19 protein-coding genes and 1 riboswitch are annotated in these 24,252 nt (G+C 68.1%); of the genes, 8 read left to right on the forward strand and 11 right to left on the reverse strand.

Annotated features, from left to right (window positions below; translation table 11 throughout):
- Positions 1-7: 7 nt before the first annotated feature.
- From ubiB to oleC, 5 genes are all read right to left on the reverse strand, one after another.
- Positions 8-1,666 carry a ubiquinone biosynthesis regulatory protein kinase UbiB gene (gene ubiB, locus QE395_RS17615; protein WP_306990113.1) on the reverse strand — a complete coding sequence of 553 codons (1,659 nt, stop codon included), beginning with the start codon at positions 1,664-1,666 and terminating at the stop codon, positions 8-10.
- Positions 1,663-2,304, reverse strand: a complete 642-nt coding sequence (locus tag QE395_RS17620; RefSeq protein ID WP_306990116.1) for an SCP2 sterol-binding domain-containing protein — start codon at positions 2,302-2,304, stop codon at positions 1,663-1,665. The genes ubiB and QE395_RS17620 overlap by 4 nt, the downstream gene beginning before the upstream one ends.
- Before the next feature lie 173 nt (positions 2,305-2,477).
- On the reverse strand, positions 2,478-2,633 hold the full coding sequence (locus tag QE395_RS17625; RefSeq protein WP_068854496.1) for a DUF1328 domain-containing protein: 156 nt from the start codon (positions 2,631-2,633) through the stop codon (positions 2,478-2,480).
- A gap of 61 nt (positions 2,634-2,694) precedes the next feature.
- Complete coding sequence (oleD, locus tag QE395_RS17630; protein ID WP_249833481.1) at positions 2,695-3,705, reverse strand: 2-alkyl-3-oxoalkanoate reductase; 1,011 nt, start codon at positions 3,703-3,705, stop codon at positions 2,695-2,697.
- Positions 3,702-5,357, reverse strand: a complete 1,656-nt coding sequence (oleC, locus tag QE395_RS17635) for an olefin beta-lactone synthetase (RefSeq protein ID WP_249833480.1) — start codon at positions 5,355-5,357, stop codon at positions 3,702-3,704. Before oleC ends, oleD begins: the two co-directional genes overlap by 4 nt.
- 105 nt (positions 5,358-5,462) lie before the next feature.
- On the opposite strand from oleC, the gene QE395_RS17640 reads away from it, so the two are divergent.
- Positions 5,463-5,840: a YkgJ family cysteine cluster protein gene (locus tag QE395_RS17640; RefSeq protein ID WP_068848335.1), complete on the forward strand. Its 378-nt coding sequence runs from the start codon at positions 5,463-5,465 to the stop codon at positions 5,838-5,840.
- A 32-nt stretch (positions 5,841-5,872) separates the two neighbouring features.
- On the opposite strand, the gene QE395_RS17645 is transcribed toward QE395_RS17640, so the two are convergent.
- From QE395_RS17645 to QE395_RS17660, 4 genes are all read right to left on the reverse strand, one after another.
- Positions 5,873-6,763, reverse strand: coding sequence for an alpha/beta fold hydrolase (locus QE395_RS17645; protein WP_210133006.1), 891 nt, complete (start codon positions 6,761-6,763; stop codon positions 5,873-5,875).
- 80 nt (positions 6,764-6,843) lie between these two features.
- On the reverse strand, positions 6,844-7,860 hold the full coding sequence (locus QE395_RS17650; RefSeq protein ID WP_068848332.1) for a 3-oxoacyl-ACP synthase III: 1,017 nt from the start codon (positions 7,858-7,860) through the stop codon (positions 6,844-6,846).
- Between the two features lie 113 nt (positions 7,861-7,973).
- Entirely contained in the window at positions 7,974-8,291 is a 318-nt protein-coding gene (locus QE395_RS17655) for a DUF4156 domain-containing protein (protein ID WP_068848330.1), read from the reverse strand.
- A 268-nt stretch (positions 8,292-8,559) separates the two neighbouring features.
- Positions 8,560-11,403: a pitrilysin family protein gene (locus QE395_RS17660; RefSeq protein ID WP_249833479.1), complete on the reverse strand. Its 2,844-nt coding sequence runs from the start codon at positions 11,401-11,403 to the stop codon at positions 8,560-8,562.
- Between the two features lie 406 nt (positions 11,404-11,809).
- On the opposite strand from QE395_RS17660, the gene QE395_RS17665 reads away from it, so the two are divergent.
- Together QE395_RS17665 and trmL are read left to right on the forward strand one after the other, a co-directional pair.
- On the forward strand, positions 11,810-12,280 hold the full coding sequence (locus tag QE395_RS17665) for a hypothetical protein (protein WP_095362501.1): 471 nt from the start codon (positions 11,810-11,812) through the stop codon (positions 12,278-12,280).
- A gap of 58 nt (positions 12,281-12,338) precedes the next feature.
- The gene (gene trmL / locus QE395_RS17670) at positions 12,339-12,818 is read left to right on the forward strand and encodes a tRNA (uridine(34)/cytosine(34)/5-carboxymethylaminomethyluridine(34)-2'-O)-methyltransferase TrmL (RefSeq protein WP_095362500.1); all 480 of its coding nucleotides are present in this window, start codon (positions 12,339-12,341) and stop codon (positions 12,816-12,818) included.
- Here the strand turns inward: trmL and QE395_RS17675 are convergent.
- Positions 12,815-13,978, reverse strand: coding sequence for an acyl-CoA dehydrogenase family protein (locus QE395_RS17675; protein WP_306990556.1), 1,164 nt, complete (start codon positions 13,976-13,978; stop codon positions 12,815-12,817). The genes trmL and QE395_RS17675 overlap by 4 nt on opposite strands.
- Positions 13,979-14,267: 289 nt before the next feature.
- Between QE395_RS17675 and QE395_RS17680 the strand changes: the two genes are divergently transcribed.
- Both QE395_RS17680 and QE395_RS17685 read left to right on the forward strand, forming a co-directional pair.
- Entirely contained in the window at positions 14,268-15,944 is a 1,677-nt protein-coding gene (locus tag QE395_RS17680) for an electron transfer flavoprotein-ubiquinone oxidoreductase (RefSeq protein WP_068848322.1), read from the forward strand.
- Positions 15,944-16,330 (forward strand): c-type cytochrome, encoded by a 387-nt coding sequence (locus tag QE395_RS17685; protein ID WP_068848320.1) that lies wholly within the window; start codon positions 15,944-15,946, stop codon positions 16,328-16,330. Before QE395_RS17680 ends, QE395_RS17685 begins: the two co-directional genes overlap by 1 nt.
- A gap of 60 nt (positions 16,331-16,390) precedes the next feature.
- Here QE395_RS17685 and QE395_RS17690 read toward each other — a convergent pair whose 3' ends face one another.
- On the reverse strand, positions 16,391-19,969 hold the full coding sequence (locus QE395_RS17690; RefSeq protein WP_306990120.1) for a transporter substrate-binding domain-containing protein: 3,579 nt from the start codon (positions 19,967-19,969) through the stop codon (positions 16,391-16,393).
- A 78-nt stretch (positions 19,970-20,047) separates the two neighbouring features.
- Here QE395_RS17690 and QE395_RS17695 point away from each other — a divergent pair, with 78 nt between their 5' ends.
- From QE395_RS17695 to QE395_RS17705, 3 genes are all read left to right on the forward strand, one after another.
- A complete protein-coding gene (locus QE395_RS17695; protein ID WP_068848316.1) occupies positions 20,048-20,686 on the forward strand; it encodes a response regulator in 639 nt (212 codons plus the stop codon).
- A gap of 46 nt (positions 20,687-20,732) precedes the next feature.
- Entirely contained in the window at positions 20,733-21,869 is a 1,137-nt protein-coding gene (locus QE395_RS17700; protein ID WP_306990122.1) for a phosphotransferase, read from the forward strand.
- Between the two features lie 41 nt (positions 21,870-21,910).
- Positions 21,911-22,006: riboswitch (TPP riboswitch) on the forward strand.
- 67 nt (positions 22,007-22,073) lie between these two features.
- Positions 22,074-24,245, forward strand: coding sequence for a TonB-dependent siderophore receptor (locus QE395_RS17705; protein ID WP_306990124.1), 2,172 nt, complete (start codon positions 22,074-22,076; stop codon positions 24,243-24,245).
- Positions 24,246-24,252: the final 7 nt, after the last annotated feature.

A 24,252-nucleotide genomic window follows, 5' to 3' on the forward strand; every position in this document is an offset into this window, starting at 1 on the left:
ATAGCGGTCACCGGCGCCACCAGGCGCTGGCCAGCGAGAACAGCCCCGCGGCCCCGCTCACCCAGCTCCACACCGGCGCATCGCCGAAGTACCAGCCGCCCGGCTGCATGCCGTACAGCACCGCCGCCACGATCAGCAGGCCGACGCCGGCAATGGCGGCCACGGCGCGCTTCTGCAGCTTCTGCAGGTTGCTGTTGAGTGCCACCAGGTCCTGCGAGCGCATGGACAGCTCATGCCCACCTTCCACCTGCTGGCGCAGCCAGGCGTGCACCAGGCGCGGCATGTCGGGGGTGTGGGTCATGATTTCCGGCAGGCGCTTGCGCAGTTCCCTGAACACGCGGCGCGGGCTGTAGCGTTCGCGCAGGATGCGTTCCAGCACCGGCCGTGCCACCGCCCAGATATCCAGCTCCGGATCCAGCTGGCGGCCCACGCCTTCGATGTTGAGCAGCGTCTTCTGCAGCAGGATCAGCTGCGGCTGCAGGGTAAGTTCGTAACGCTGGGCCACGCGGAACAGCTTGATCAGCACTTCGGCCAGCGAGATCTGCGACAGCGGGCGGGTGAAATACGGTTCGCATACCGAACGCGCGGCGGCTTCGAGTTCATCGATGCGCACGTTGTTGGGCATCCAGCCGGCTTCGACATGGAGCTCGGCCATGCGCCGGTAGTCCTTGTTGAAGATGGCCATGAAGTTTTCGGCCAGGTAGTACTGATCTTCTTCGGACAGCTGGCCCATGATGCCGAAATCCAGCGCGATGAAGCGCGGGTTGTCGCGGCGCGCCGGATCGACATCGACCCAGATGTTGCCGGCGTGCGCGTCGGCGTGGAAGAAGTTGTCGCGGAACACCTGCGTGTAGAACACGCGCACGCCCTTGGCCGCGAGCGCCTTGCGGTCGATCCCGGCCTTGTCCAGCGCGGCGATGTCATCCGACGGGATGCCCCATACCCGTTCCAGGGTGAGCGCGCGTTCGGCGGTGTGGCTCCAGACCACCTCGGGCACGTACAGGTCGTCCGAGTCCACCCAGTTGCGGCGCAGGACGCTGGCATTGGCGCCTTCGCGCTGCAGGTCCAGCTCGGCGGCAAGGGTGTTTTCGACTTCGGCCACCACTTCGCGCGGGCGGATCTTGTCAGCGCGCGGGTGGGTGCGTTCGACCAGCGCGGCGGCCGATTTGAGCAGCGCAATGTCGGCGTCGATCTGCTTTTCGATATCCGGGCGCAGCACCTTGACCACCACCTGGCGGCCATCGGCCAGCGTGGCGGCGTGCACCTGGGCGATCGAGGCCGAGGCCAGCGGTTCCAGCTCGAAACTGGCGAACGCCTCACTGACCGGGCGGCCAAGCGCGGCTTCCACGATGCGCTGCGCGGTGGCGCCATCGAACGGTTTGACCCGGTCCTGCAGCAGGGTAAGTTCGTTGGCGATGTCGGCCGGGATCAGGTCGCGGCGGGTGGACAGGATCTGCCCGAACTTGACGAAGATCGGGCCCAGGTCCTGCAGCGCCAGGCGCAGGCGCGCGCCCCGCGACTGAACGGCGATGTCGGCCGAGGCGCGCGGCACGAACGGCTTGGCCAGGCGCAGCCAGCCTTCCAGCGGGGTGCCTTCGAGCAGGTCGTCGAGGCGGTAGCGCAGGATCACCCGACCAATGCGGCTTGCCCGGAACACCGCCTTCATGCGCGCACCTGGGCAAGGCGCTGCACGCGGGCGGCGATGCGTTCGACGTCGTCGCGCATCACATCCACATCGTCATGGAAGGCATCCAGTTCGGCTCGGGCTACCACGTCGCGCGACTCCTCGGTGACAAAATCGGCGGCGCTGTGCGCCAGGTCGGACGCGCCACGGCGCGCATGCTGCAGGGCCGAACGCAGGGCATTGGCGATATGCACGCCCAGTACTTCACCGAACACCCGCACGAACGGCTGCTGCCAGTCCGGATCGAAGCGACTGGCCAGCTGCTGCAGGCGGCGCGCCAGTTCGGCATCGCCAGACACTTTGACCCGCCCGGCCGGGGCGTCGCCACCACGCCGTGCGTTGGCCAGGAACGGCAGCTGTGCCAGCACTCCGCCCAACGTGCTGCGCACGGCCAGGTCCGGTTCCTGCTGCGGGTCCACCGGGCCCACCGTGAGGCGCTCGCCCTCGACACCGATCCGCATCGCCAGCGCGGGCGATTCCAGGGTCAGGGCGATGTGGCGGCCATCCAGCGCGACCAGCGCGCGGCGGGTATCGGGGTCCAGCGCCAGGGTGCGGTTGAGCGCGAGCTGCAGCGCATTGCCGGCCAGGGGCTTGAGGGAGGAGAGCAGGGAGCGGGGCATCGATGCATTCTACCCCGGCACGGTTGCGGGCCGGTCACGGTTCAGCCACGCAGGGCGTGGCTCTACCGGCCCCTATGCAACGACGGCCCGGCGCTCTTGCGAGCGCCAGGCCGTCGGAGACTGCGCTGGATCCTGGTTGCCCGGAGAGAGGGGGCGCGCAGGACCCTGCGCTACTACCCTCGCTTACGGAACATCGAAATGATGGCCAGGATCAGGAACACCACAAACAGGATCCAGGCAATGTTGCTGGCAGCGCCGGCGATGCCGGAGAAGCCGAGCACCGCCGCAATGATGGCGATGACAAAAAAGATTACGGCGTAGTGCAGCATGTCGATCCTCGCGTCGTGCGTGCCGGATTGGCGTGCTGCCATCTTCACCAACCCCCGGTGTTCAGGAAGTGATGGATTCCTCGCCGCGCGATGAAGCCTTCAGCCTCGTGAGCCCTTCGTCAATGCTGACCTGCGGCACGTAGCCGAAGTCGTGCCGTGCCGGTTCCATGCTGTACCAGTGGGGCGTGCACAGCTGCTCGGCGAGGAAGCGGGTCATCGGCGGTTCGCCGCGCAGGCGCAGCAGCGGCCACAGCCGTTCGGCCACCGCGCCGATGCGGTAAGCGGTCTTGAAGCTGATCGATTTCTCCACCGGCGGCGCGCCCACGGCGGCCATCAACTTGTTGAGCAGCTCGCGCATCGGCAGCGGTTCGCCGTTGGAGATGAAGTACGCCTTGCCGGCGCACGCCGCGCCCGGGGCCAGGTGTTCGAAGGCCAGGAAGTGGGCCAGCGCGGCATTGTCGATGTAGGTGGTGTCGACCAGATTGTTGCCATCGCCAACGAAGCGCAGGCGGCCAGCGCGCGCGCGTTCGGCCAGGCGCGGCACCAGCTGCTGGTCGCCCGGGCCCCAGATCAGGCGCGGGCGCAGTGCGACGGTGGCCAGGGTGGCGTCGTTGGCGGCCAGCACGTGCTGCTCGGCGATGGTCTTGGTGGCCGCGTACGGGGCCTGGAAGTTCTCGCCGTAGGGCACTTCATCGGCGCCCAGGCCTTCCACCGGGTGGGTGGCGCGGTGGGTGACGCTGGGCGTGGAGGTGTACACCAGCGTGCGCACGCCGTGGCTGCGGCAGGCGGCGATGACGTTGTCGGTGCCGACCACGTTGGCCAAGTGGTAGCTCTCATAGCTGCCCCATGCGCCGGCCTTGGCGCCGTTGTGGAACACCGCATCCACCCCGGCCACCGCGTGGCGCACGGCGTCGGCGTCGGCCAGGTCGCCGCGGATCTGGCCCACGCCCATCGCGGCCAGCGGCGGGTAATCGCCGCGGTTGAAACTGAGGACCTCGTGGCCGCGCGCGACCAGGCCACGGCACAGCGCCTGGCCGAGGAAACCACCACCACCGGTGACAAGGATCTTCATGCGGGTTGTTCCATTCGGGTTGCCGCCCAGACCGCGAGCTTCTCGCGGCCGATCTTGGCGTTGTGGCGGATATCGACCGGGAAGCCGGGGTGCAGCAGGAAGCGTTCGATGCGCAGCGTGCCGGCATGCGCGGACGCTTCATCGCGCAACCGCTGCTGCAGGGCCGGCGAATCGGCGCTGCCCGGCTGCAGTTCATAGCAGAGCACCGGCAGCTGCCGGCCAGCAGGGCCCACGCCGACCAGCGCGGTGCGCGCGATGCCGTCGAGTGCGTTGAACACCGGCTCCACCTGTTCGGTGTACAGCGGGCCGTGCGCGGTTTCCAGGCGCTGGGTCTTGCGCCCGCAGAACCACAAGCGGCCGTCGGCATCGAAGTAGCCGACATCGCCCATGCGGTGCACCACGCGGGTGCTGCCGTCGGCGCGCGTTTCGGTGATCTTGGCCGCGGCGGTGGCCTGCGGGCGGTTGAAGTAGCTGTCGGTGGCGGTCGGGCCGGCCACGGTGATTTCACCGACCACGCCCTGGGCCACTTCGCGCGCCTGCGACCAGTGCGGCAGCGGGGCGTCGTCGATGGCGATGATGCGCACCTCGTTGGGCGCCACCACGCGGCCCACGCAGGTGCCGGCGCCGGCTTCGGTGGCCTGGCGGGTGCTTTCCAGCTCGCGGCCTTCGATCACCGCCACCGGCAGGCACTCGGTGGCGCCATATGGGGTCCAGAACTGGGCGTCGTCGGGCAGCAGGCGGCGGATGCGGGCCACCACGTCCGGCGGCACCGGCGCGCCGGCCGAGGTCACCCGGCGCACGCCGGGCAGCGGCTGGCCGTGGTCGGCCAGCACCCGGATCAGTGCGGGCGAGCCGAACAGCTGGGTCACGCCGAAACGGGCGATGGCGTCGTGCAGCCTGCGCGGGTCGGCCTTGGCCGGGCGGGTCGGGTCCATGTCCGGAATGACCGAGGTCAGCCCCAGCGCCGGGTCAAACAGCGCAAATGGCGGGAAGGTGGGCAGGTCGACCCCGCCGGCCTCCATGCCGAATGCCGAGCGCAGCAGGTCCACCTGGCCGACGAAATGGCGGTGGCGGTAGACCACGCCCTTGGGCACGCCGGTGGAGCCGCTGGTGAACAAGATGGCGGCGACATCCTCACCATCGGTGGCGGCCATCGGCTGCGGCTGGCGTGCGCCCTGCGCTTCCAGCTGGTCCAGGGTGGTGCCACCCCAGCCCCAGCGGCGGCCGACCGTGACCAGGCGCGTGGCGGACGGGCACCAGCGCAGCACCAGCCGCGCCACGTGGGCCAGGCCGATGCCGATGAAGGCTTCCGGCTGGGCCTCGTCCAGGCACTGCTTCAGCGCGCGCTTGTCGATACCCGGGTCGACCAGCACCGGCACCGCGCCGTTCTTGAACAGCGCGAACATCAGCAGGAAGAACTCCGGCGAGGGCCGCACCATCACCACCGCACGCACCCCGCGGCCGATGCCGTAGGCCGCCAGGCCGGCGGCCATGGCGTCGCTGCGGGCGTCCAGGGTGCGGTAATCGAGGGTCACGTCATAGCGCGCCATGCCCCCGGGGCCGGGCCGGCCGGGGCAGCGGATGGCGATCTGGTCGGGGCGTTCGCGGGCCAGTTCGGGCAGGCGCGCGGCGATGTTGATCGGGCTGTTCATCCGTTCATTGTCGCCGCTGCAGAAAATTCTTGCGCGGCGGCCGCAGGCGTGGAAAATTCGCCCCCTTCGCCCTTCCATCCCCCTGCCGCCCGAGGCGGCACGCCCATGTCCCATCCCTGCATGACGTGCGGCGCCTGCTGCACCCAGTACCGCGTGGCCTTCCACTGGATGGAATCGGACGAGGTCACCCCCGGCGGCGTGCCGCACCAGCTGACCGAGCCGCTCGACCCGCACCGCCTGTGCATGCGCGGCACCCATTCCAAGCCGGTGCGCTGCGTGGCGCTGGATGCGGAGATCGGGGTGTATTCACGCTGCAGCATCCACCCCAACCGCCCCAGCGTGTGCCGCGAGGTGGATGCGTCGTGGGAGTTCGGCAAGGCCAGCCCGCAGTGCGACAAGGCGCGGGCGATCCATGGGCTGCCGGCGCTGAGCCTGGAGAGCTGGGCCTGGCGCGATGGCGCGGACCACCCCGACGCGGCGTGACCGGTAGGTACCGACCGTTGGTCGGTACTCCGTCAAATCGGGTTCTGGTCCAGGAAAGCGCGGATTTCCGGCACAAGCACTTCGTGCTTGTCTTCCAGCACGTAGTGCCCGGCGTCCTCGAACGCGTGCACCTGCGCCTGCGGCAGCGCCGCCTGGAAGCCTGCCAGGAAGTGGTGGTCGAACACGAAATCGCGCAGGCCCCAGCCAATGAAGGCCGGTCGGTCGGCGAACGACGGCAGCGCCTTGCCGGCGCGTTCCAGCAGCGACCAGGCCTTGTCAGCCGGGCTCAGCGGAATGTCCTGCATGAAGCGGATGGTGCTGATCCGGTTGGCATAGCTGTTGTACGGCGACACATAGGCACGGCGCACGTCGGCCGGCATCTTCCGCTCAACGCCCAGCCACGAGGCACCGGACGAGAACGCGTTGAAGGTGCGGATGATCCACTCGCCGATCTTCCAGTGCCGGCCCAGCGCGATCTGCCACGGCATCTGCTTGGCCGCCGGCATCGGGAAGGCGGCGGTGTTGAGCACCACCAGGCGCTTGACCTGCGCATGGTGCGACAGCGCCCAGCCAAAGCCGATCATGCCGCCCCAGTCGTGCACGGCCAGGGTGACCGGGCCGGTGATGCCCAGGTGCGCCAGCAGCGCGTCCAGGTCGTCCACGCGCGACTGCAGGGTGTACTCGTAGTGCGCGTCATCGGGCTTGTCCGACAGGCCCATGCCGATGTGGTCGGGCACGATGCAGCGGTAGCGGTCCGACAGCCCGGCCACCAGCGTGCGCCAGTAGTAGCTCCACGACGGGTTGCCGTGGACCATCACCACCACCTCGCCATCGCGCGGGCCTTCATCGAGATAGCTCATCGTCAGGCCCGGGCGGACCTCGAAGCGCTGCGGATGGGTGGGGTAACCGGGAAGCTTGGGCATGGAAGCGCACCTGTGGAAAGGGCCGGTAGAACCGGCCCTCGAGTATGGAAAGAACCGCGCGGCGGCGCTGAAGTGGCGGTTTACCAGACCACTTCGGCCATCGAGCAGTTCAGGCCCGAACCGATGCCGAGCAGCGCGATGCGGTCGCCCTTCTTCAGGCGGCCCAGCTCCTTGAGCTTGCTCAGCACGATCGGCACCGAGGCCGGGCCGATGTTGCCGTGCTCACCGAAGATGGTCATCACCTTCTTCGGGTCGATGCCGAAGTTCTTGATGAAGGCAGCGGTGTGCGGCTGGCTGACCTGGTGGATGACGAACTGGTCCAGTTCCTCCACCGCCCAGCCCAGTGCTTCGCGGGCGGCCACGAAGGTCTTCTGGGCCAGCTTGATGCCTTCGATCAGCAGCATGCGGGTGTCGGTGACCATGCGGTCCAGGTTGCCCCGGCACAGCTGGTTCCACTCGGTGGCCGAACGGGTCACGCCACCGCGGTAACGCGGTGCGTCGGGCACCAGTTCGGTGCGCGCCATGACCATGGCGGCAGCGCCACAGCCCAGGGTCAGGGCGGCCATCTCGTTGCGGAAGTCGTCGGCGGTCACGCCCGGCAGGGCCATGCGCTCGAGGGTCTTCTCGTAGACGAGGTTGGCGGTTTCGCCATCGACGATCAGCGCATAGTCGATCTCGCCGCGTTCAAGCATGCGCGCGGCGATGTCCATGCCGTTGATGAAGGCCAGGCAGGCGTTGGCGACGTCGAAGGTCATGCACTGGTCGCTGACGCCCAGGTTGCCCGAGACGATGCTGGCCGTGGACGGCTCCAGGTAGTCGCGGCTGACCGAGGTGTTGACCAGCAGGCCGATCTTGTCAGCGCCGATGCCGGCGTCGTCCAGCGCCTTGCGGGCAGCCAGGGTCGCGGCGTCGGAGGCGAGCATGTCCGCGTCCCACAGGCGGCGGGCGTGGATGCCGGCGATATCGCCCAGCACGTCGGTACGGATGCCCAGACGATCCAGCGTCGGCTGCAGACGTTCGTTGATTTCCTTGGACGTCAGCGTGTGCGGCGCGTCGATGTGCGCTAGGCCGGCGATCGATACATTCTTGAAGAGCATCAGTTAGCGCCAAGGCTCAGGCAAAGGGGGCGCTATTGTAAGCCCCCTGCGCCTTCACCGCACCTTTACCAATTCACGTTCGGGCGTATGGTTCCGGCCCGGACCTGACGGGTTCAGCGTGGCGGGCACTGGAAGGCAGCAAAGCGCTGGCTGCCATCCGCCGGCAGGCCCGACGCCTGGACCGCATTTGCGCCGGCGCTGGGCGCCTCGTTGCGGGCCAGGGTTTCCAGTTCTTCCTGCACCCGCAGCGGGTTGCGGTTGTAGAAGCCGACCTTGTCCTTCACGGTGACCACCACCTCGCCCTTGGTGACGCAGCCGGTGGGAACCGGCCCGTTCGGCAGCACCCGCACGGCCTTGCCCACCGGTTCGATCGGCACCCAGGTGCAGGCGGTGGCGCTGAGGGTAAGAAGGGAGAGCAGCAGAATGCGCATGGCGGAGGGCTCGTGAAGATGAGAAAGGCAGTGTGCCTGAACGGGCTGAATCGCGGGTAGATGGACCCCGAGGGCCGGCCAACGGCCGGCGCTACCGGGAACTGCCGTTGGTTGATTGATCCAGATCCCAACCGCCACGTAGCAATTCGTAGGTCCGGCCGTTGGCCGGACACCGCGCGCAGCGCGGCCAAAGCGTCCGACGCGGGAAAAACGCCGGTCGAATCAACCCGACCGGCGTTTACACCCACCGAAGCCACCCGGTCGCCCGTTACGGAACCGGCTTGCCATCGGCATCGATGATGGTCACCTCGCCCAGGTTCAGCGCGCGCACCGGGGCTTCGGTCTGCTTCAGGTCGCCCACCACCACCCAGGTCAGGGTCTTGGGATCCAGCGTGGCGGCGGCCTGCTGCACCTGGGCCGGGGTCATCGCTTCGATCTCGGCCTTGCGCTTGAACACGTAGTCGTCCGGGCGCTGGTAGCGGACGATGCCGCTGATGGTGCCCAGCACCGCGCTGGCGGTCTCGTAGGCGCCCGGCAGGCTCAGGTTCTGGATGTTGCGGATGCGGGTGACCTCGGCCGGCGTGATGGTTTCGGCACCGGAGGCGAAGTCGGCGATTTCCTTCTGCATCTCCTTCATTGCCTCGGCGGTCTTGTCGATCTGGACCGGGGCCACGGCCATCCACGGGCGCTGGCCCAAGGTGCTGCTGGCCATGGTGCGGGCACCGTAGGACCAGTGCTTCTCCTCGCGCAGGTTCATGTTCAGGCGCGAGGTGAAGTCGCCGCCGAGCACGCCGTTGGCGATGTCGAAGCGGGTGGCACCCGCGTCCATGGTGGAGGGCACCACCTGGCCGGCGAACAGGTTGGCCTGCACCGCGCCGGGCTGGTCGATCAGGTACACGCGGCCCTTGGCCGGGCGCGCGACATCCACCGGGGCCTTGGCCTGCGGTGCCGGGGTGCTGCTCTTCCAGTCGCCGAGCTGGCGCTCCAGCAGCGGCACGATTTCCTTCAGGGTGGTGTCACCGACCACGATCAGGGTGCCCTGCTCCGGGCGCAGCCAATCGCGGTGGAAGTCGACCAGGTCGGCGCGGGTCAGCGACTGGATGTCGGCTTCGTTGCCGCTGCCGGTGAACGGAATGGCGTACGGATGGCCAGCCCCATACAACAGGGTGGGCAGCACCCGCATGGCCGAGGCGTTCGGGTTGACCTTCTCCTGCTGGATGCCGGCGATCCAGGTGGCCTTGACCCGGTCGATCTCGGCCTGGTCGAAGCGCGGCTGGCGGAGCATGTCCGCGTACAGGGCCAGCGACGGGGCCAGGTTTTCCTTCAGCGCCGACAGGTACACGGCGGCGCTGTCCAGGGTGGCCGATGCACCCAGGCTGGCGCCCAGTGCGTCGGCCGCATCGGCGAACGGCAGTGCGCCCAGCTTGCCGGCGCCCTCGCCCATCAGGTCCATGGTGAAGTTGGCGGTGCCGGACTTGCGGCCCTGGTCGGCGGTGAAGCCGCCGGGGAATTCATAGCTGAACTGCACCACCGGAATGTCATGGCGCTCGGCCAGGATCACCTGGGTGCCGTTCTTCAGCGTGGCGCGGTGCAGCTGCGGGAACTTCAGTTCCGGGAAGGTCTTGGTCTGCGGCACGCCGGTGCTGCGGTCCACCACGGTCGGGCTGGTGCTGAACCTGGGGTCCACGCCCGGCACGGTGAACGGCTTGGGGGTGGCCGACGGCAGTTCCGGCAGCGCCACGCGTGCGCCCGGTTCCACCACCAGGGTGTGGTCGCCCACGCCCAGCCACTTGGCACCGGCCGCGCGCACGTCGGCGGCGCTGGCGGCGTCGATGTTGGCCAGCGAACGGCGGAAGCAGCCCGGGTCGCCTTCGAACACGGCGCACTCGGCCAGCGCGTCGGCCTTGCCGCCGAACCCGCCGATGCGTTCGATGCCACGAATGAAGCCGGCGCGGAACGCGGTCTTGCCGCGGCTCAGCTCATCGGCGGTGGGGCCGTCCTTGACCAGGCGGCGCACTTCCTCATCGATGATCGCTTCGACCTTGGCCGGGTCCACGCCCTGCTTGACGGTGGCCATGATCACGAAGTTGGACCCCAGCTGCGAGGTGTAGGCACCGGCGCTGATGTTGTCCACCAGCTTGTCCTGGTGCAGCAGGCGCTGGTCCAGGCGCGAGGACTTGGCGCCGCCCAGTACCTGCGCGAACAGCTGCAGCTGGTCGATGTCGGTGGTGCCGGTCTGGGCGACGTTCCAGACACGGTAGATGCGTGCCTGCGGCACCTTGTCGGTCATGGTTTCGCGGGTCGATTTCTCGCGCTTGGCCACGTTGACCGCCGGCTGGGCCATGCTCGGGCCGGCCGGGATGTCGCCGAAGTAACGGGCGACCTTCTCCTTGGCGGTGGCCACGTCGATATCACCGGCCAGCACCAGCACCGCGTTGTTGGGGCCGTACCAGGTGCGGAACCAGTTCTTGACGTCGTCCAGCGAGGCCGCGTTGAGGTCGTTCATCGACCCGATCACGCCGTGGTGGTACGGGTGGCCTTCGGGGTACATGGAGCGGGTGAGCTTGTCCCACACCTGCCCGTAAGGCTGGTTCTCGCCCTGGCGCTTTTCGTTCTGCACAACGCCGCGTTGTTCGTCGAGCGCAGCCTGGTCGATCGCGCCGAGCAGGTGGCCCATGCGGTCCGATTCCATCCACAGCGCCATGTCCAGGGCGGTGGTGGGTACGTTCTCGAAGTAGTTGGTGCGGTCGGTGTTGGTGGTGCCGTTCTGGCCGGTGACGCCGACCTGCTTGAACGGTTCGAAGTATTCGCCGGCGTGGTTTTCGCTGCCCTGGAACATCAGGTGTTCGAACAGGTGCGCAAAGCCGGTGCGGCCGGCCGGTTCGTCCTTGCTGCCCACGTGGTACCAGATGTTCACCGCCACGATCGGCGCCTTGCGGTCGGTGTGCACCACCACGCGCAGGCCGTTGGGCAGGGTGAACTCTTCAAACGGAATGTCGACCTTGGCGACCTGCGCCGGCCTTGCCATCACCGGGGCCGGGGCGAAGCTGCCCAGGGCGGCGGAAAGCGCTACAGCCAGCAGCGCGGCACGCGGTCGAAGTCGGGAGGTCATTCCGTTTCCTTGGTCATGAAAGTGAAGGGGGATGCTAGCCCGGGACTACGGGTAAAGGCATCGGCCAACAGTCACTCCCTTTGTCAGGGAACTTTCCGGGCGCGTCGCTGACCGCCGCAGCGCCTTCTGCCGGCACCTGAACCCCTGTCCGGACAGTCGCGCAGCCCTGGATCGGACAGGTGTCCGGACAGCGGACACTCTGCGCATCCGACAAAACCCTTTCAAATCAACAACCAAAAGTTGGCACGGGGCCTGCTTATACCCAAGTGCGGAAAGGACGCGATCAAACCAAAGCTGACTGATCGCTGAACACAACACGGAATCTGAAAATTTCTCTTGCACTCCCAGATTCAGTGTACTACCTTACTACCACACCACTGCTCACCAACACTAAACAGGCCCCGTCATGAACACCAAGACCATCGCAATTGCCATCGCCCTCGCTGCCGGCTCCGCGTTTGTTTCGAACGTGCATGCCGCTTCCGCCATCACCACGCTGCCGACCGTGCAGGTCCGCCCCGCCGCCGACCAGCTGGCCCAGGCCGAAGTCGAACGCACCAGCAGCATCCCCACCCTGGCGCTGGTGGAAGTCCGTCCGACCGCCGGCCAGATCGCCGAATACCGTGCCGAACTGGCCAACAGCCAGCGCGTCACCACCCTGGCCGCCGTCGAGGTCCGCCCGACCGCCGAACAGCGCGAAGCCCTGGCTGCCGAGCAGGACACCCGCAGCACCGATTACATGGGTGCCCTGGCCTCGGCCGCCGGCACGATCGCCCGCGACGTGATCATCAACCTGCCGACCCTGCAGGTGCGCCCGTCGCCGAACGACCTGCAGGCCTTCGCGGTTGAAACCGCGTCGGTCCTGGTTCGTCCGTAACCGCAGGTATCGACCGACGGTCGATACCTGCCAGGGGGTCGCGGCGTAAAATGCACGAATGACCGCCAACCCTACGTTCCATGTTGTGTTGTTCCAGCCGGAAATTCCCCCGAATACCGGCAATGTGATCCGGCTCTGCGCCAACACCGGCGCGCGACTGCACCTGATCGAGCCGCTCGGTTTCGACCTGAGCGACAAGCAGCTCAAGCGCGCCGGCCTGGATTACCACGAATACGCTCGACTGCAGGTGCATCCGGACCTGGATACCGCCCTGCAGGTGATCGCGCCCAAGCGCCTGTTCGCCCTGAGTACCCGCGGCAGCGTGCGTTATGACACCCAGCAGTTCGAAGACGGCGATGCGTTCCTGTTCGGCCCGGAAACCCGTGGCCTGCCGCAGGACGTGCTGGATGCGTTGCCGCACGGCCGCCGCCTGCGCCTGCCCATGCAGCCGGACAACCGCAGCCTCAACCTGTCCAACACGGTCGCCGTGGTGATGTACGAAGCGTGGCGCCAGAGCGGATTCGCCGGCGGCGCTTAAAACGCGTTGATCCCCGTCAACTCGCGCCCGATCACCAGCTGGTGCACGGTTTCGGTGCCCTCATAGGTGATCACCGATTCCAGGTTCAACGCATGCCGGATCGCCACGTGTTCGGTGGTGATGCCGGCGCCGCCGAGCAGGTCGCGGCACTCACGGGCGATGTCGATCGCCATGCGGCAGTTGTTCCACTTGGCCAGGCTGACCTGCTGCGGCTGCAGCTGGCCGGCATCCTTCAACCGCCCCAACTGCAGTGACAGCAGCTGCGCGGTGGTGATGCGCCGGGCCATGTCGGCCAGTTTGATCTGGGCGCTCTGGGTGGCCGCCACCGGGCGCCCGAACAACACGCGTTCCTTGGTGTAGTTCAACGCCTCGTCCAGGCAGGCCACGGCCGCGCCGATCGGGCCCCAGCTGATGCCGTAGCGGGCCTGGTTGAGGCAGCCCAGCGGGCCTTTCAGGCCCTGCACGTTGGGCAGCCGGTTGCGTTCGGGCACGCGCACGTTGTCGAAGAACAGCGCGCCGGTGAGCGAGGCGCGCAGGCTCATCTTGTGCTTGATTTCCTGGGTGGTGAACCCGGCCATGCCCTTTTCCAGCACGAACCCCTGGATGCCGTCTTCGGTATGCGCCCAGACGATGGCGATATCGGCCACCGGGCCGCTGGTGATCCACATCTTGCTGCCGTTGATCACCCAGTCGCCGCCATCGCGCACCGCGCGGGTCTTCATCGCGGCCGGGTCGGAACCGCCGTGGGCTTCGGTCAGGCCGAAGCAGCCGATCATCCGGCCGGCTGCCATGTCCGGCAACCAGCGCAGGCGCTGTTCTTCGCTGCCGTAGGCGAAGATCGGGTACATGCACAGCGAGCTCTGCACCGAAACGAAACTGCGCAGGCCCGAGTCACCGCGTTCCAGTTCCTGGCAGATCAGGCCGTAGCTGACCGCGTTGAGGCCGCCACCGCCGTATTGTTCCGGCAGGCTGGAGCCCAGCAGGCCAAGCGAGGCGATTTCGGGAATCAGTTCATCCGGGAAGCGGCCCTCGTCAAACGCGTCGCCGATGATCGGCAGCACGCGTTCGTCGGTGAAACGCGCCACCGTGGCCTGCACTGCGCGCTCCTCTTCGGTGAGCAGCGAGCGGACATCGAACAGATCGTACGGATTGAGGGCCATGGGCGGCGACATCGGGGGCAGCAGCAGGACCTCCATTGTGATGCCTGGCCATCAGGGCGGCCAAGGCCGGGCGCAGCACGCTGCCGCCAAGCCACGCAGGGCGTGGCTCTACGCCGTTTGGTGCAACGCAGCATACGGTCGCCAACGTCGGCGAACTAGGCGGAAACGGCGTCTACCGGTACCCTGATGCACTGATCCAGCCGTTGCGCAGTGACACGTCGCGCGCGATTCCCAGGCAACCGCCGCCGGCTCCGGCCGGGACGGCACTACCCACGAGTTACGCACCCCCATGAGCGAAGAGACCACTGCCCTGCCCCCGCGTGAAGCCATGGAATTCGACGTGGTGATCGTCGGCGCCGGCCCTGCCGGCCTGGCCACCGCGATCCGCCTGCGCCAGCGCGCCATCGAGGCCGGCCGCGAGCTGTCGGTGTGCGTGCTGGAAAAGGGCTCCGAACCCGGCGCGCACATCCTGTCCGGCGCGATCATGGATACCCGCGCGCTGACCGAACTGTTCCCGGACTGGGCCGAACGCGGCGCGCCGCTGAAGCAGAAGGTCACCCGCGACGAATTCCTGTTCCTCAGCCCGGAGGGCGCGCGCAGCACGCCGCATGCGCTGCTGCCGGAATGCTTCCACAACGAAGGCAACTACATCATCAGCCTGGGCGAGGTCACCCGCTGGCTGGCCCAGCAGGCCGAAGCGCTGGAAGTGGCGATCTTCCCCGGCTTTGCCGCCGCCGAAGTGCTGTACGACGAGAACGGCGCGGTGATGGGCGTGGCCACCGGCGACATGGGCATCCGCAAGGATGGCTCGCACGGGCCCAACTTCGAACGCGGCATGGAACTGCATGCCAAGTACACGATCTTCGCCGAAGGCTCGCGCGGCCACCTGGGCCGCCAGCTGATCGCACGCTTCCAGCTCGACGCCGGCAAGGACCCGCAGGCGTACGGGATCGGCATCAAGGAGCTGTGGCAGATCGACCCGGCCAAGCATGAGCCGGGCCTGGTGGTGCACACCGCCGGCTGGCCGCTGGACAGCGATACCTACGGTGGCTCGTTCCTGTACCACGCCGACGGCGGCAAGGTCGCGGTGGGCTTCGTGGTCGGGCTGGATTACCGCAACCCGTGGATGAGCCCGTTCGAGGAATTCCAGCGCTTCAAGACCCACCCGTCGATCCGCAAGCACCTGGAAGGTGGCAAGCGCATCGCCTATGGCGCGCGTGCGATCACCGCCGGTGGCCTGTTGTCGCTGCCCAAGACCGTGTTCCCCGGGGGTGCGCTGGTCGGGTGCGAAGCCGGCTACCTCAACGCCAGCCGGATCAAGGGCAGCCACGCGGCGATCAAGACCGGCATGCTGGCCGCCGATGCCGCCTTCGACGCGCTGGCGGCCGATCGCCAGCGCGATGAGCTCAGCGCCTACCCGGCCGCGTTCGAGAGCAGCTGGCTGCATGATGAGCTGAAGCAGTCCAAGAACTTCAAGCAGTGGTTCAAGAAGGGCCGCAGCGTGGCCACGCTGATGACCGGTATCGAGCAGTGGCTGCTGCCCAAGCTGGGCATCCGCAACCCGCCGTGGACGCTGCGCCACAGCAAGGCCGACCACGAGTGCCTGGAACCGGCATCGCAGCACACCAGGATCGTGTACCCCAAGCCGGACAACGTGCTCACCTTCGACCGGCTCAGCTCGGTGTTCCTGAGCAGCACCAACCACGAAGAAGACCAGCCTTCGCACCTGACCCTCAAGGACGCGAGCGTGCCGGTACGGGTCAACCTGGCCGAGTACGCCGGGCCGGAAGCGCGCTACTGCCCGGCCGGGGTGTACGAATTCGTCGGCAGCGAAGGCCACGAGCAGCTGCAGATCAACGCGCAGAACTGCGTGCACTGCAAGACCTGCGACATCAAGGACCCCACCCAGAACATCGTGTGGGTCACTCCGCAGGGTGGCGGCGGGCCGAACTACCCGGCGATGTGATGCGGCTGCCGCGCCGGTTGCTGGTGCTGCTGTGCTGCCTGCTGCTGGGCGCGTGCGCACGTACGCCGCAGACGCCCGAGCAGGCGCGGCAGCAGGAACGCCAGCGTGCGTTCGCGATCTGCGGTGGCTGCCACACGGTCACTGCCGGCGGCGTGCACCGCTTCGGTCCCAACCTGCACGGCGTGCTGGGGCGCCGCGCGGGCAGCGTGGCCGGCTATCCCTACTCGCCTGCGATGCAGCGCGCCGACCTGGTCTGGACCGAGCAGACCCTGGATGCCTTCCTGCGCTCACCGGCCACCGTGGTGCCGGGCTCGAGGATGGTCAATGCGACGGCGGATCCGGAGCGCAGGCGGCTGGTCATCGAATACCTGAAGGAACAGCCGTAGGGACACCCCATGTGTGTCTGCGCTTCGATCAGGCTCCGCGCGGACACCCATGGGGTGTCCCTACGACTCGTCCAAGCTGGCCAGGTACACCTGCAAGGCGTCCTCGAACGCGCGGATGTCGTCGGCGCTGGCCGCCAGGCCCTGTTCTGGAATCCGCTGCATCAGCGCGCGCGCCTGGGTGGCCAGTGCTTCGGCGCCCAGCGTGCCCAGCCCTCCGACAATACGATGCAGCACCTCCACCGCGGTGTTGCTGTCGCCCATGTCGCGCGCTTCCCAGCCGCGCTGCAGGTCGTCGGCGGTGGCCTGGCGCATGCTGTCGATCAGCACCGTGGCCACGTGTTCGGAACCGAAGCGGCGCACGATCGCCGCGCGCGTGGGCGCCGCCGCAGGCACGGCTTCCACCGGCGGCGTGGCGTCACGCACAGCGTCGTCCGCATCGTCCGAGGGCAGCCAGCGGCGCAGCGCCTGGCGCAGCGTGGCCAGCGCCACCGGCTTGGCCAGCAGGTCATCCATGCCGGCTTCGCGGCAGCGCTGCACGTCTTCGGCCAGCGCGCTGGCGGTGAGCGCCAGCACCGGCATGCGCTGGCCCCTGCCACGTTCGCGCTCGCGGATGCGCCGGGTCAGCGTGTAGCCGTCCATCACCGGCATGCGGCAATCGGTGATGACCAGGTCGAAATGCGAGGATGCCAGCAACGCCAGCGCGGCTTCGCCATCCACCGCCAGCTCATGCTGCAGCCCCAGCTGCTGCAGCCGCCAGCGCATCAGGGCCTGGTTGGTGGGATGGTCTTCCACCACCAGCACCCGGCGCCGCGCCTGGCCCGGCGGCAGCGGGTCGACATCGCCGCCGGGGCGCTGCTCGTCACGCACGGTTTCCTCACCGGGCACCAGCGGCAGGCTCAACAGCACCTCCACGCGCGTGCCCTCGCCCGGCACGCTGTGCATCTCCAGTCGCCCGCGCATCAACCCCACCAAGCGCTGGCAGATGCTCAGGCCCAACCCGGTGCCCCCGTAGTGGCGGGTGATGGCCACATCGGCCTGGGCAAACGGTTTGAACAGCCGTTCGCGCTGCTCGGGTGAGATGCCGATACCGGTGTCGGCCACCGTCAGCCGCAAGGCCTGCGCCATCTCATCATCGCGCTCCACGCTCAATGCGATGGTCACCGCGCCTTCGTTGGTGAATTTGATGGCGTTGCTGAGCAGGTTGAACACGATCTGGCGCAGCCGCATGCCATCGACCAGGTGCTGGTGGGCGACGGCGGGATCGACCTCCAGGCTGAGCGAAAGGTTCTTGCTGGAAGCCTGTGGCGACAGCAGCTGCTGCACGTTGTCGAGCAGGCTGCGCAGCATGACCGGCTGCGGCTCCAGCGGCAACGCGCCGGCTTCGATGCGCGAGTAGTCGAGGATGTCATCCAGGATCTGCCGCAGCATCTGCGCCGAATCCTCGATGACCGCGATGATGCGCCGCTGCTCGCCATCCAGGTCGGTGTGCGACAGCGCTTCGACCATGCCCAGCACGCCACTCATCGGCGTGCGGATTTCGTGGCTCATGGTGGCCAGGAAGTTGGATTTGGCCGCGGTGGCCCGTTCGGCGTCGGACTTGGCGGCGGCTAGGGCATCGGCCTGTGCGCGCGCTTCGGTCACGTCCACCCAGTAACCGCTCCACAGCACTACACCGTGTTCGGCGGCATACGGCAATGCGCGGGTGCGCACCCAGCGCACGGCGCCGTGCGGGCTGGTGCGGAACTCCATGTCCAGCGCGGAGAAATCGCGCGCGGCGTCGTGCAGCGCGCGGTTGACCGCCTCGCGGTCGCGCGGGTCGATCTGGTCGACCAAGCGGGTTTCATCAGCGACCACTTCGGCGGTGCTGACCCCGAACATCGACTGCAGGTCGCCGGTGATGTACGGGAACGTCACCCGGCCATCGCTGTCACGGCGCGCCTGGTAGACGATCGCCGGCAGGTTGTCGGTCACTTCCACCAGCCGCTGTTCCAGCCGCCGCCGCATGCCGACCTCGCGGCGCAGCCGCCAGTAGCCCCAGCCATGCACGATGATGCCGGTGAGCAGCACCAGCGACAGCGGCACCGCCCAGCGCGCGACCGAGCGCCAGTCCAGCCCGGTGCGGTATTCGGCCAGCAACCAGTCGCCCCGGATGGCGGCGTGCTCGCGTGGGGTGAGGTTGGCCAGCACCCGGTCGAAGGTGGTGGCCAGCGGCGCATACTGGCGTTTGACGGCCAGCGACAGCTGGTCGCTGAAACCCGCCGGCGCGGCCACGTGCAGCTTGGCCGGATACACCTCGCGAACCACGCGGTCCACCATCGCCAGGTTACCCACGTAGGCATCGGCGTCGCCATTGGCCAGTCGCGACAGTGCCTGCTCAACGCCGCGCGCCGGCACGATGCGCGCCTTGGGTGCGTACTGGAGGATGTAGCCGCGCAGGCGCTCGGGGTCGGAGAGCAGGATGCTGCGCCCGTCCAGGTCGCCCAGCCCCAGCACCGAACGGCTGTTGTTCGGGGTGACGATCACGTTGGGCACGCTGATGAAGGGCTGGCTGAAGACCCAGTCATCGCCCAGGTAATGCGCATCGTTCGGCATGCCCATCACCACATCGACATCGCCGCGGCGCATCTGCTCGCGCACCTCGAACCAGTCGTGCGCGGGCACGCGGTTCAACTGTGCCCCGACCATGCGCAGCTGGCGCAGGTAATCGCCGGCCACCCCGCTGGGTTCGCCGGCCGCATCGATGAACGACAGCGGCGCCCCGTTCGGCGCATAGCCCATGCGCAACGGGGTGGCCAGGATGCGGCGTTCGGCCTCGCCCAGGATCAGCCGCGACTGCGCCGACCACTGCAGTGGCGGCAGCCAGCGCTTGTACAGCGCCTCGCGCTGCGCGGCGGTCACGGTGGACAGCGCGCTGTCGAGCGCTTCGGCCAGCGGCTGGCGGGCATTGGGCACGCCGAAGTGGAGGCGCTCGGGCGGCAGGTCGCTGGGCCGCAGCAGGGCGATACCGTCAATGTCCTGCTCGCGGATCAGGGTGCTGGCGACGTGCGCATTGCCGATGTACACATCGGCCTTGCCCTGGGCCACCATCGCCAGCGCGGCCCGGGTATTGGGCGCGGTCACCTGGCGGGCGGCGGGGAAGCGTGAACGCACCTGGTTGCTGGTAAGGAATTCCTGCTCGGTGACCACGCGCAGCCCGGCCAGGTCCGGGTCGCTTGAGGTCCGGGTATCGCCCACCCGGCCCACCAGGGCCAACGGCGCGTCGGCGTAGGAGCCGGTGTAGACCATGCAGCGGGTGCGGTCCGGGGTGAGGGTGATGTTCATCACCACGTCGACCTCGCCCCGGCATGCCGCATCCAGCACGTCTGCCCAATCGCGATACACCCGCACCTTCACCCGCACGCCGAGCTGCCGGGTCAACAACATCAGGTAGTCGTAGCCGAGTCCGTCGGGGCGGCCGTTGTGCATGAATTCGAATGGTGGCCAGCCGCTGTCGTACAGCCCCAGTAAGATGGTAGGGTTCCGGTCGATCCATTCAGCCTGGCGCGGTGACAGCGACGGTGCAGGCGCCGGAGCCGCGATGGCGCCCAGCGCGATCACCAGGCCCAGCACGACCAGCCAGCGGACAACCGAGGTACGCATGCTGTCAGTTCTCCCAGGAGTGATCCGCCCACCGCGACGTGCCCCGAGGGGCCGCTGCCTTAACGGCCATACTATTCCATGAGCTTGCGCATAATCATCGCCGACGACCACCCGGTGGTCCGCATCGGCACCAAATCCGTGATCGAATCCAGTGGCGTGGGCCACGTGGTGGCCGAAGCCAGCAGCGTGGATGAGCTTTTGGCCGTGCTCAAGGTCAAGGAGTGCGACGTGCTGGTCACCGATTACTCCATGCCCGGCGGCGGCCAGCCTGACGGTTTTGCCATGATCGGCCAGGTCCGCCGACACTATCCGGACCTGCCGGTGCTGATGCTGAGCGTCTCCAACAACCTGGCGATCCTGCGCATGGTGGTTGGAACCGGCGTGCTCGGGCTGGTCGACAAGACCTCGTCGATGGAAGAACTGCCGGTGGCGATCCAGACCGTGCACCGCGGCCAGCCGTATGTCAGCCGGACCCTGAAAAAACGCATCGACAAGATCGGCACGGAGGGCATGGGCGACGATCGCGCACGCGCGCTGTCGCCACGTGAGGTGGAAGTCCTGCGCCTGCTGGGCAGCGGCCTGATCGTGAAGGAAATCGCCGCGAAACTGCACAAGAGCGTGAGCACCATCAGCCGGCAGAAAGGCGATGCCATGCTCAAGCTTGGCCTGGACAATGACGCCGATCTGTTCGATTACATCAAGATCCACCGCTTCTGAAGGTGCGTCATCGATCCATGCCCTGTTTGCTGACACCACCGTTTCAATGACGAACACCGATCACCGCGTGCAGGGCCTGGACAACGATGACGTCGCCGCAGATTGGCCGGCAATCGACGACGCCGAACTTGCCTGGCTGCGCGGGCAGTATCCGGCGCTTGAGGGCGACTGCCACATGGTGTGGCACAGCCCGCGACCGTTTTCAGCGGCCGCGCTGGTGGAGTGCGGATCACGGCGCTGCTTCATCAAACGCCACCATCGCAGCGTGCGCACGGCCGACGTGCTGGCCGAAGAGCACCGTTTCATCGCGCACCTGGCCGCTGCCGGACTCCCGGTCGTGCAGGTGCTGCAGGCCTACGACGGCGCCACCGCGATCGCCCATGGCGACTGGACCTACGAACTGCACGCGCAGGGTGACGGCCATGATCTGTACCGCGACAGCCCCTCCTGGACACCGCTCGGCGATGCTGCGCAGGCGCGCACTGCCGGTGCGATGCTGGCCCGCCTGCACCTTGCATCGGCCAGCTACCCCGCGCCCCAGCGCAGCACGCACGTGCTGGTGGCGCGCGATGACCTGATCCGCGCCCATGATCCGCTTTCACTGCTGAAGCGTGAGCTGCCCGCCCGACCGGGGCTGGCCGGCTACCTGTCGCGCCAGCACTGGGAACACGACCTGCAGCGCGCGGTGCTGCCCTGGCACGCGGCCCTGGGCGAGCGCCTGGCCGCCGAGCCGGTGCTGTGGGGGCACAACGACTGGCACGTCTCCAACCTGCTCTGGCACGGCCACGGCGCCACGGCGTCGATCGCCACCGTGTTCGATTTCGGCCTGGCCTCGCCGACCAGTGCCCTGTTCGACCTGGCCACCGCGATCGAGCGCAATGCCATCGCGTGGCTGGATGCAGGCGGCGATGGCCCGGTGGCGCATGCCGATATCGCGCTGGCGCTGCTGACCGGATACCGCCAGGTACGGCCGCTGGGGGCCACCCAGGTGCACCTGCTGGCCGACCTGCTGCCGGTGGTGCACCTGGACTTCGCCCTTTCGGAAGTGGAGTACTTCCAAGGGGTTACCGGCTCGCCGGCCAACGCCGACGTGGCGTACCACACGTTCCTGCTGGGCCATGCCGACTGGTTCGCCAGCCGCCCGGGCCGGGCCCTGCTGGATGCCCTGCACGCCGCTGCCTGAACCACCGGGGTCGCAACGGCGGCCGATTGGTGTGAAACTAGCCGCTGAAGCGGGGGTGCCTGGCGTTGCCAGGCTGAGAGAGTCCCTTGGAACCTGATCCGGTTTGCACCGGCGTAGGGAGCTTGAGCAGCGAGCGCATCCCCCATTGCGGGCCGGTGCGCCTGCGCGCCGTCGCTTCGTCTCCTCTGGCTGATGACGAATCGAATGAACCGCTGCTACCGCCTCACGCTGTTGACCGCCGCCCTCTGCGCCGCCCTGCCGCTGTACGCCAGTGACGCCGACAGCGCCGCTGGCGAGCGCTCGCCCACCGACCTGGCCGGCATCCGCGTACAGGCGCGCAAGCCCGCCGCGCCGCTGGCACCGTCGAGCAGCTTTGGCAGCGCGGACTGGAAGAACACCCCGGCCTCGGTCAACGTGCTCGACAGCGCCTTGCTGGACCGCCTGCAGGTACGCACCCTGTCCGAGCTGGCCCGGCACGACGCGTCGCTGGGCGACAGCTACGCACCGGTGGGCTATTACCAGAACATCGCCATCCGCGGTTTCGCGCTGGACCCGGCCACCGGCTACCGCTTCAACGGGCTGTCCATCGCCGGCGAACAGCGGCTGGCGCTGGAAAACGTGCAGCTGGTGGAAATCCTCAAGGGTGAGGCCGGGCTGGCCGCGGGCGTGATGGCCCCGGGCGGGATCATCAACTACGTCGGCAAGCGCCCCGCCGATGTGCGCACCGTCACCCTGGCCACCGATTCGGAGGGCTCGCGCTACGCGGCGGTGGACCTGGGCGGCTGGCTTACCCCGCGCTTCGGGCTGCGCTTCAACGCGGCCTGGGATGACACCTCGTCCTACATCGAGCATGCCGACGGCCGCCGCAACTTCTATTCGCTGGCCGCCGACTGGCTGATCGGCGAACACGGCAAGCTGGAAGTGGATGCCAACTACCAGACCAGCGCGCAGCGTTCGGCGTCCGGTTACCAGCTGCTGGGCGGCAGCGAACTGCCGCGCGGCGTGGACCGCAGCCGCATGCTGGGCCACCAGCCGTGGCAGCAGCCGGTGGGCATCGACAGCACCAACCTCACCGCGCTGCATACCTACGATTTCAGCCCGGCCTGGCAGTCGCGCGTGTCGGTGGGCCACAGCCGCTCGGTGATCCAGGACAACGTCGCCTTTGCGTACGGCTGCTACTACGCTGCTGGCTGCGCCGATGGCAGCGTACCGGGCAACTACTTCGCGCCCAACGGCGACTACGACATCTACGATTACCGCAGCCCCGACGATGTGCGCCGCAATGACGAGGCACGCGGCGAACTGCGCGGCCGCTTCAGCACCGGCGCGGTGGAACACGAACTGTCGGTGGGGCTGAGCGCGTTCCACCGCACCGTGGACAAGCGCCAGAACGTCAACGAGTACGTGGGCACGGCCAACATCGGCGATGCGCAGGTACCCGTGTTCGATCCCTCGCCGCTGCAGCCGGGCCCGTCCGCGCGGCGCCTGGACAGCTGGCAGCGCGCGGTGTTCGCGCTGGACCGCATGCACGTCGGCGATGACTGGCAGTGGCTGGCCGGCGGCCGCTACGTGCGCCTGGATGAGCGCGCCTACGACAAGCGCGGCACCCCGGAACGGCACAGCCGGCTGTCGCAGTTCCTGCCACAGACCGCACTGGTGTGGCAGGCCACCGAACAGCTGAACGTGTACGCCAGCTACGTGGAAGGCCTGTCGCTGGGCCAGGAAGCGCCGTTCTGGACCTCCAACGGCAGCACCTTCCTGCCGGCCATGCAGTCGCGCCAGCGCGAGCTGGGGGTCAAGTACGCCGCCACCGACGGCCTGATGTTGGGCGCAGCGGTATTCCGCACCACGCAGCCGTTCCAGTACGCCAAGCCGGACGCCAGCGATGCCGGCTTCACCTTCGTGCAGGAAGGCACCCAGGCCCACACCGGGCTGGAGCTGACCGCCAATGGCCAGGTCACCGAACGGCTGGCGCTGAACGCCAGCGCCAGCGTGCTGCAGGCGCGCGCGCGCGATGCCGGCACCGCGTTCTACGACGGCCAGCAGCTGGTCAACGTGCCCAAGGTGCGTGCGGCCGTGCACGTGGACTATGCCCTGCCGTTCGCCCCCGGGCTGGCCGTAAGCGGCGGCTGGCGCTATGCCTCGTCGAATGCGGCCACGGTGGATGGCAGCGTCAAGGCACCCTCGTATTCGGTGTTCGATGCCGGTGTGCGCTTCCAGCACGCGCTGCGCGAGCATCCGGTGACCTGGACGCTGTCGGTGGACAACGTATTCGACCGCTTCTACTGGCGTGACACCGGCAGCAGCTATGGCGATTACTACCTGTTCGCCGGTGCGCCGCGCCAGGCGCGCCTGTCGGTCACCTTCGGCCTGTGAGCGCGCT

Source organism: Stenotrophomonas sp. SORGH_AS_0282 (assembly GCF_030818125.1).
Taxonomy (GTDB): domain Bacteria; phylum Pseudomonadota; class Gammaproteobacteria; order Xanthomonadales; family Xanthomonadaceae; genus Stenotrophomonas; species Stenotrophomonas rhizophila_A.

Bases quoted from the DNA above. Each gene is read 5' to 3' on its own strand.
- ubiB (WP_306990113.1), bottom strand. From the start codon at position 1,666: ATGAAGGCGGTGTTCCGGGCAAGCCGCATTGGTCGGGTGATCCTGCGC.
- QE395_RS17620 (WP_306990116.1), bottom strand. From the start codon at position 2,304: ATGCCCCGCTCCCTGCTCTCCTCCCTCAAGCCCCTGGCCGGCAATGCG.
- QE395_RS17625 (WP_068854496.1), bottom strand. From the start codon at position 2,633: ATGCTGCACTACGCCGTAATCTTTTTTGTCATCGCCATCATTGCGGCG.
- oleD (WP_249833481.1), bottom strand. From the start codon at position 3,705: ATGAAGATCCTTGTCACCGGTGGTGGTGGTTTCCTCGGCCAGGCGCTG.
- oleC (WP_249833480.1), bottom strand. From the start codon at position 5,357: ATGAACAGCCCGATCAACATCGCCGCGCGCCTGCCCGAACTGGCCCGC.
- QE395_RS17640 (WP_068848335.1), top strand. From the start codon at position 5,463: ATGTCCCATCCCTGCATGACGTGCGGCGCCTGCTGCACCCAGTACCGC.
- QE395_RS17645 (WP_210133006.1), bottom strand. From the start codon at position 6,763: ATGCCCAAGCTTCCCGGTTACCCCACCCATCCGCAGCGCTTCGAGGTC.
- QE395_RS17650 (WP_068848332.1), bottom strand. From the start codon at position 7,860: ATGCTCTTCAAGAATGTATCGATCGCCGGCCTAGCGCACATCGACGCG.
- QE395_RS17655 (WP_068848330.1), bottom strand. From the start codon at position 8,291: ATGCGCATTCTGCTGCTCTCCCTTCTTACCCTCAGCGCCACCGCCTGC.
- QE395_RS17660 (WP_249833479.1), bottom strand. From the start codon at position 11,403: ATGACCTCCCGACTTCGACCGCGTGCCGCGCTGCTGGCTGTAGCGCTT.
- QE395_RS17665 (WP_095362501.1), top strand. From the start codon at position 11,810: ATGAACACCAAGACCATCGCAATTGCCATCGCCCTCGCTGCCGGCTCC.
- trmL (WP_095362500.1), top strand. From the start codon at position 12,339: ATGACCGCCAACCCTACGTTCCATGTTGTGTTGTTCCAGCCGGAAATT.
- QE395_RS17675 (WP_306990556.1), bottom strand. From the start codon at position 13,978: ATGGCCCTCAATCCGTACGATCTGTTCGATGTCCGCTCGCTGCTCACC.
- QE395_RS17680 (WP_068848322.1), top strand. From the start codon at position 14,268: ATGAGCGAAGAGACCACTGCCCTGCCCCCGCGTGAAGCCATGGAATTC.
- QE395_RS17685 (WP_068848320.1), top strand. From the start codon at position 15,944: ATGCGGCTGCCGCGCCGGTTGCTGGTGCTGCTGTGCTGCCTGCTGCTG.
- QE395_RS17690 (WP_306990120.1), bottom strand. From the start codon at position 19,969: ATGCGTACCTCGGTTGTCCGCTGGCTGGTCGTGCTGGGCCTGGTGATC.
- QE395_RS17695 (WP_068848316.1), top strand. From the start codon at position 20,048: ATGAGCTTGCGCATAATCATCGCCGACGACCACCCGGTGGTCCGCATC.
- QE395_RS17700 (WP_306990122.1), top strand. From the start codon at position 20,733: ATGACGAACACCGATCACCGCGTGCAGGGCCTGGACAACGATGACGTC.
- QE395_RS17705 (WP_306990124.1), top strand. From the start codon at position 22,074: ATGAACCGCTGCTACCGCCTCACGCTGTTGACCGCCGCCCTCTGCGCC.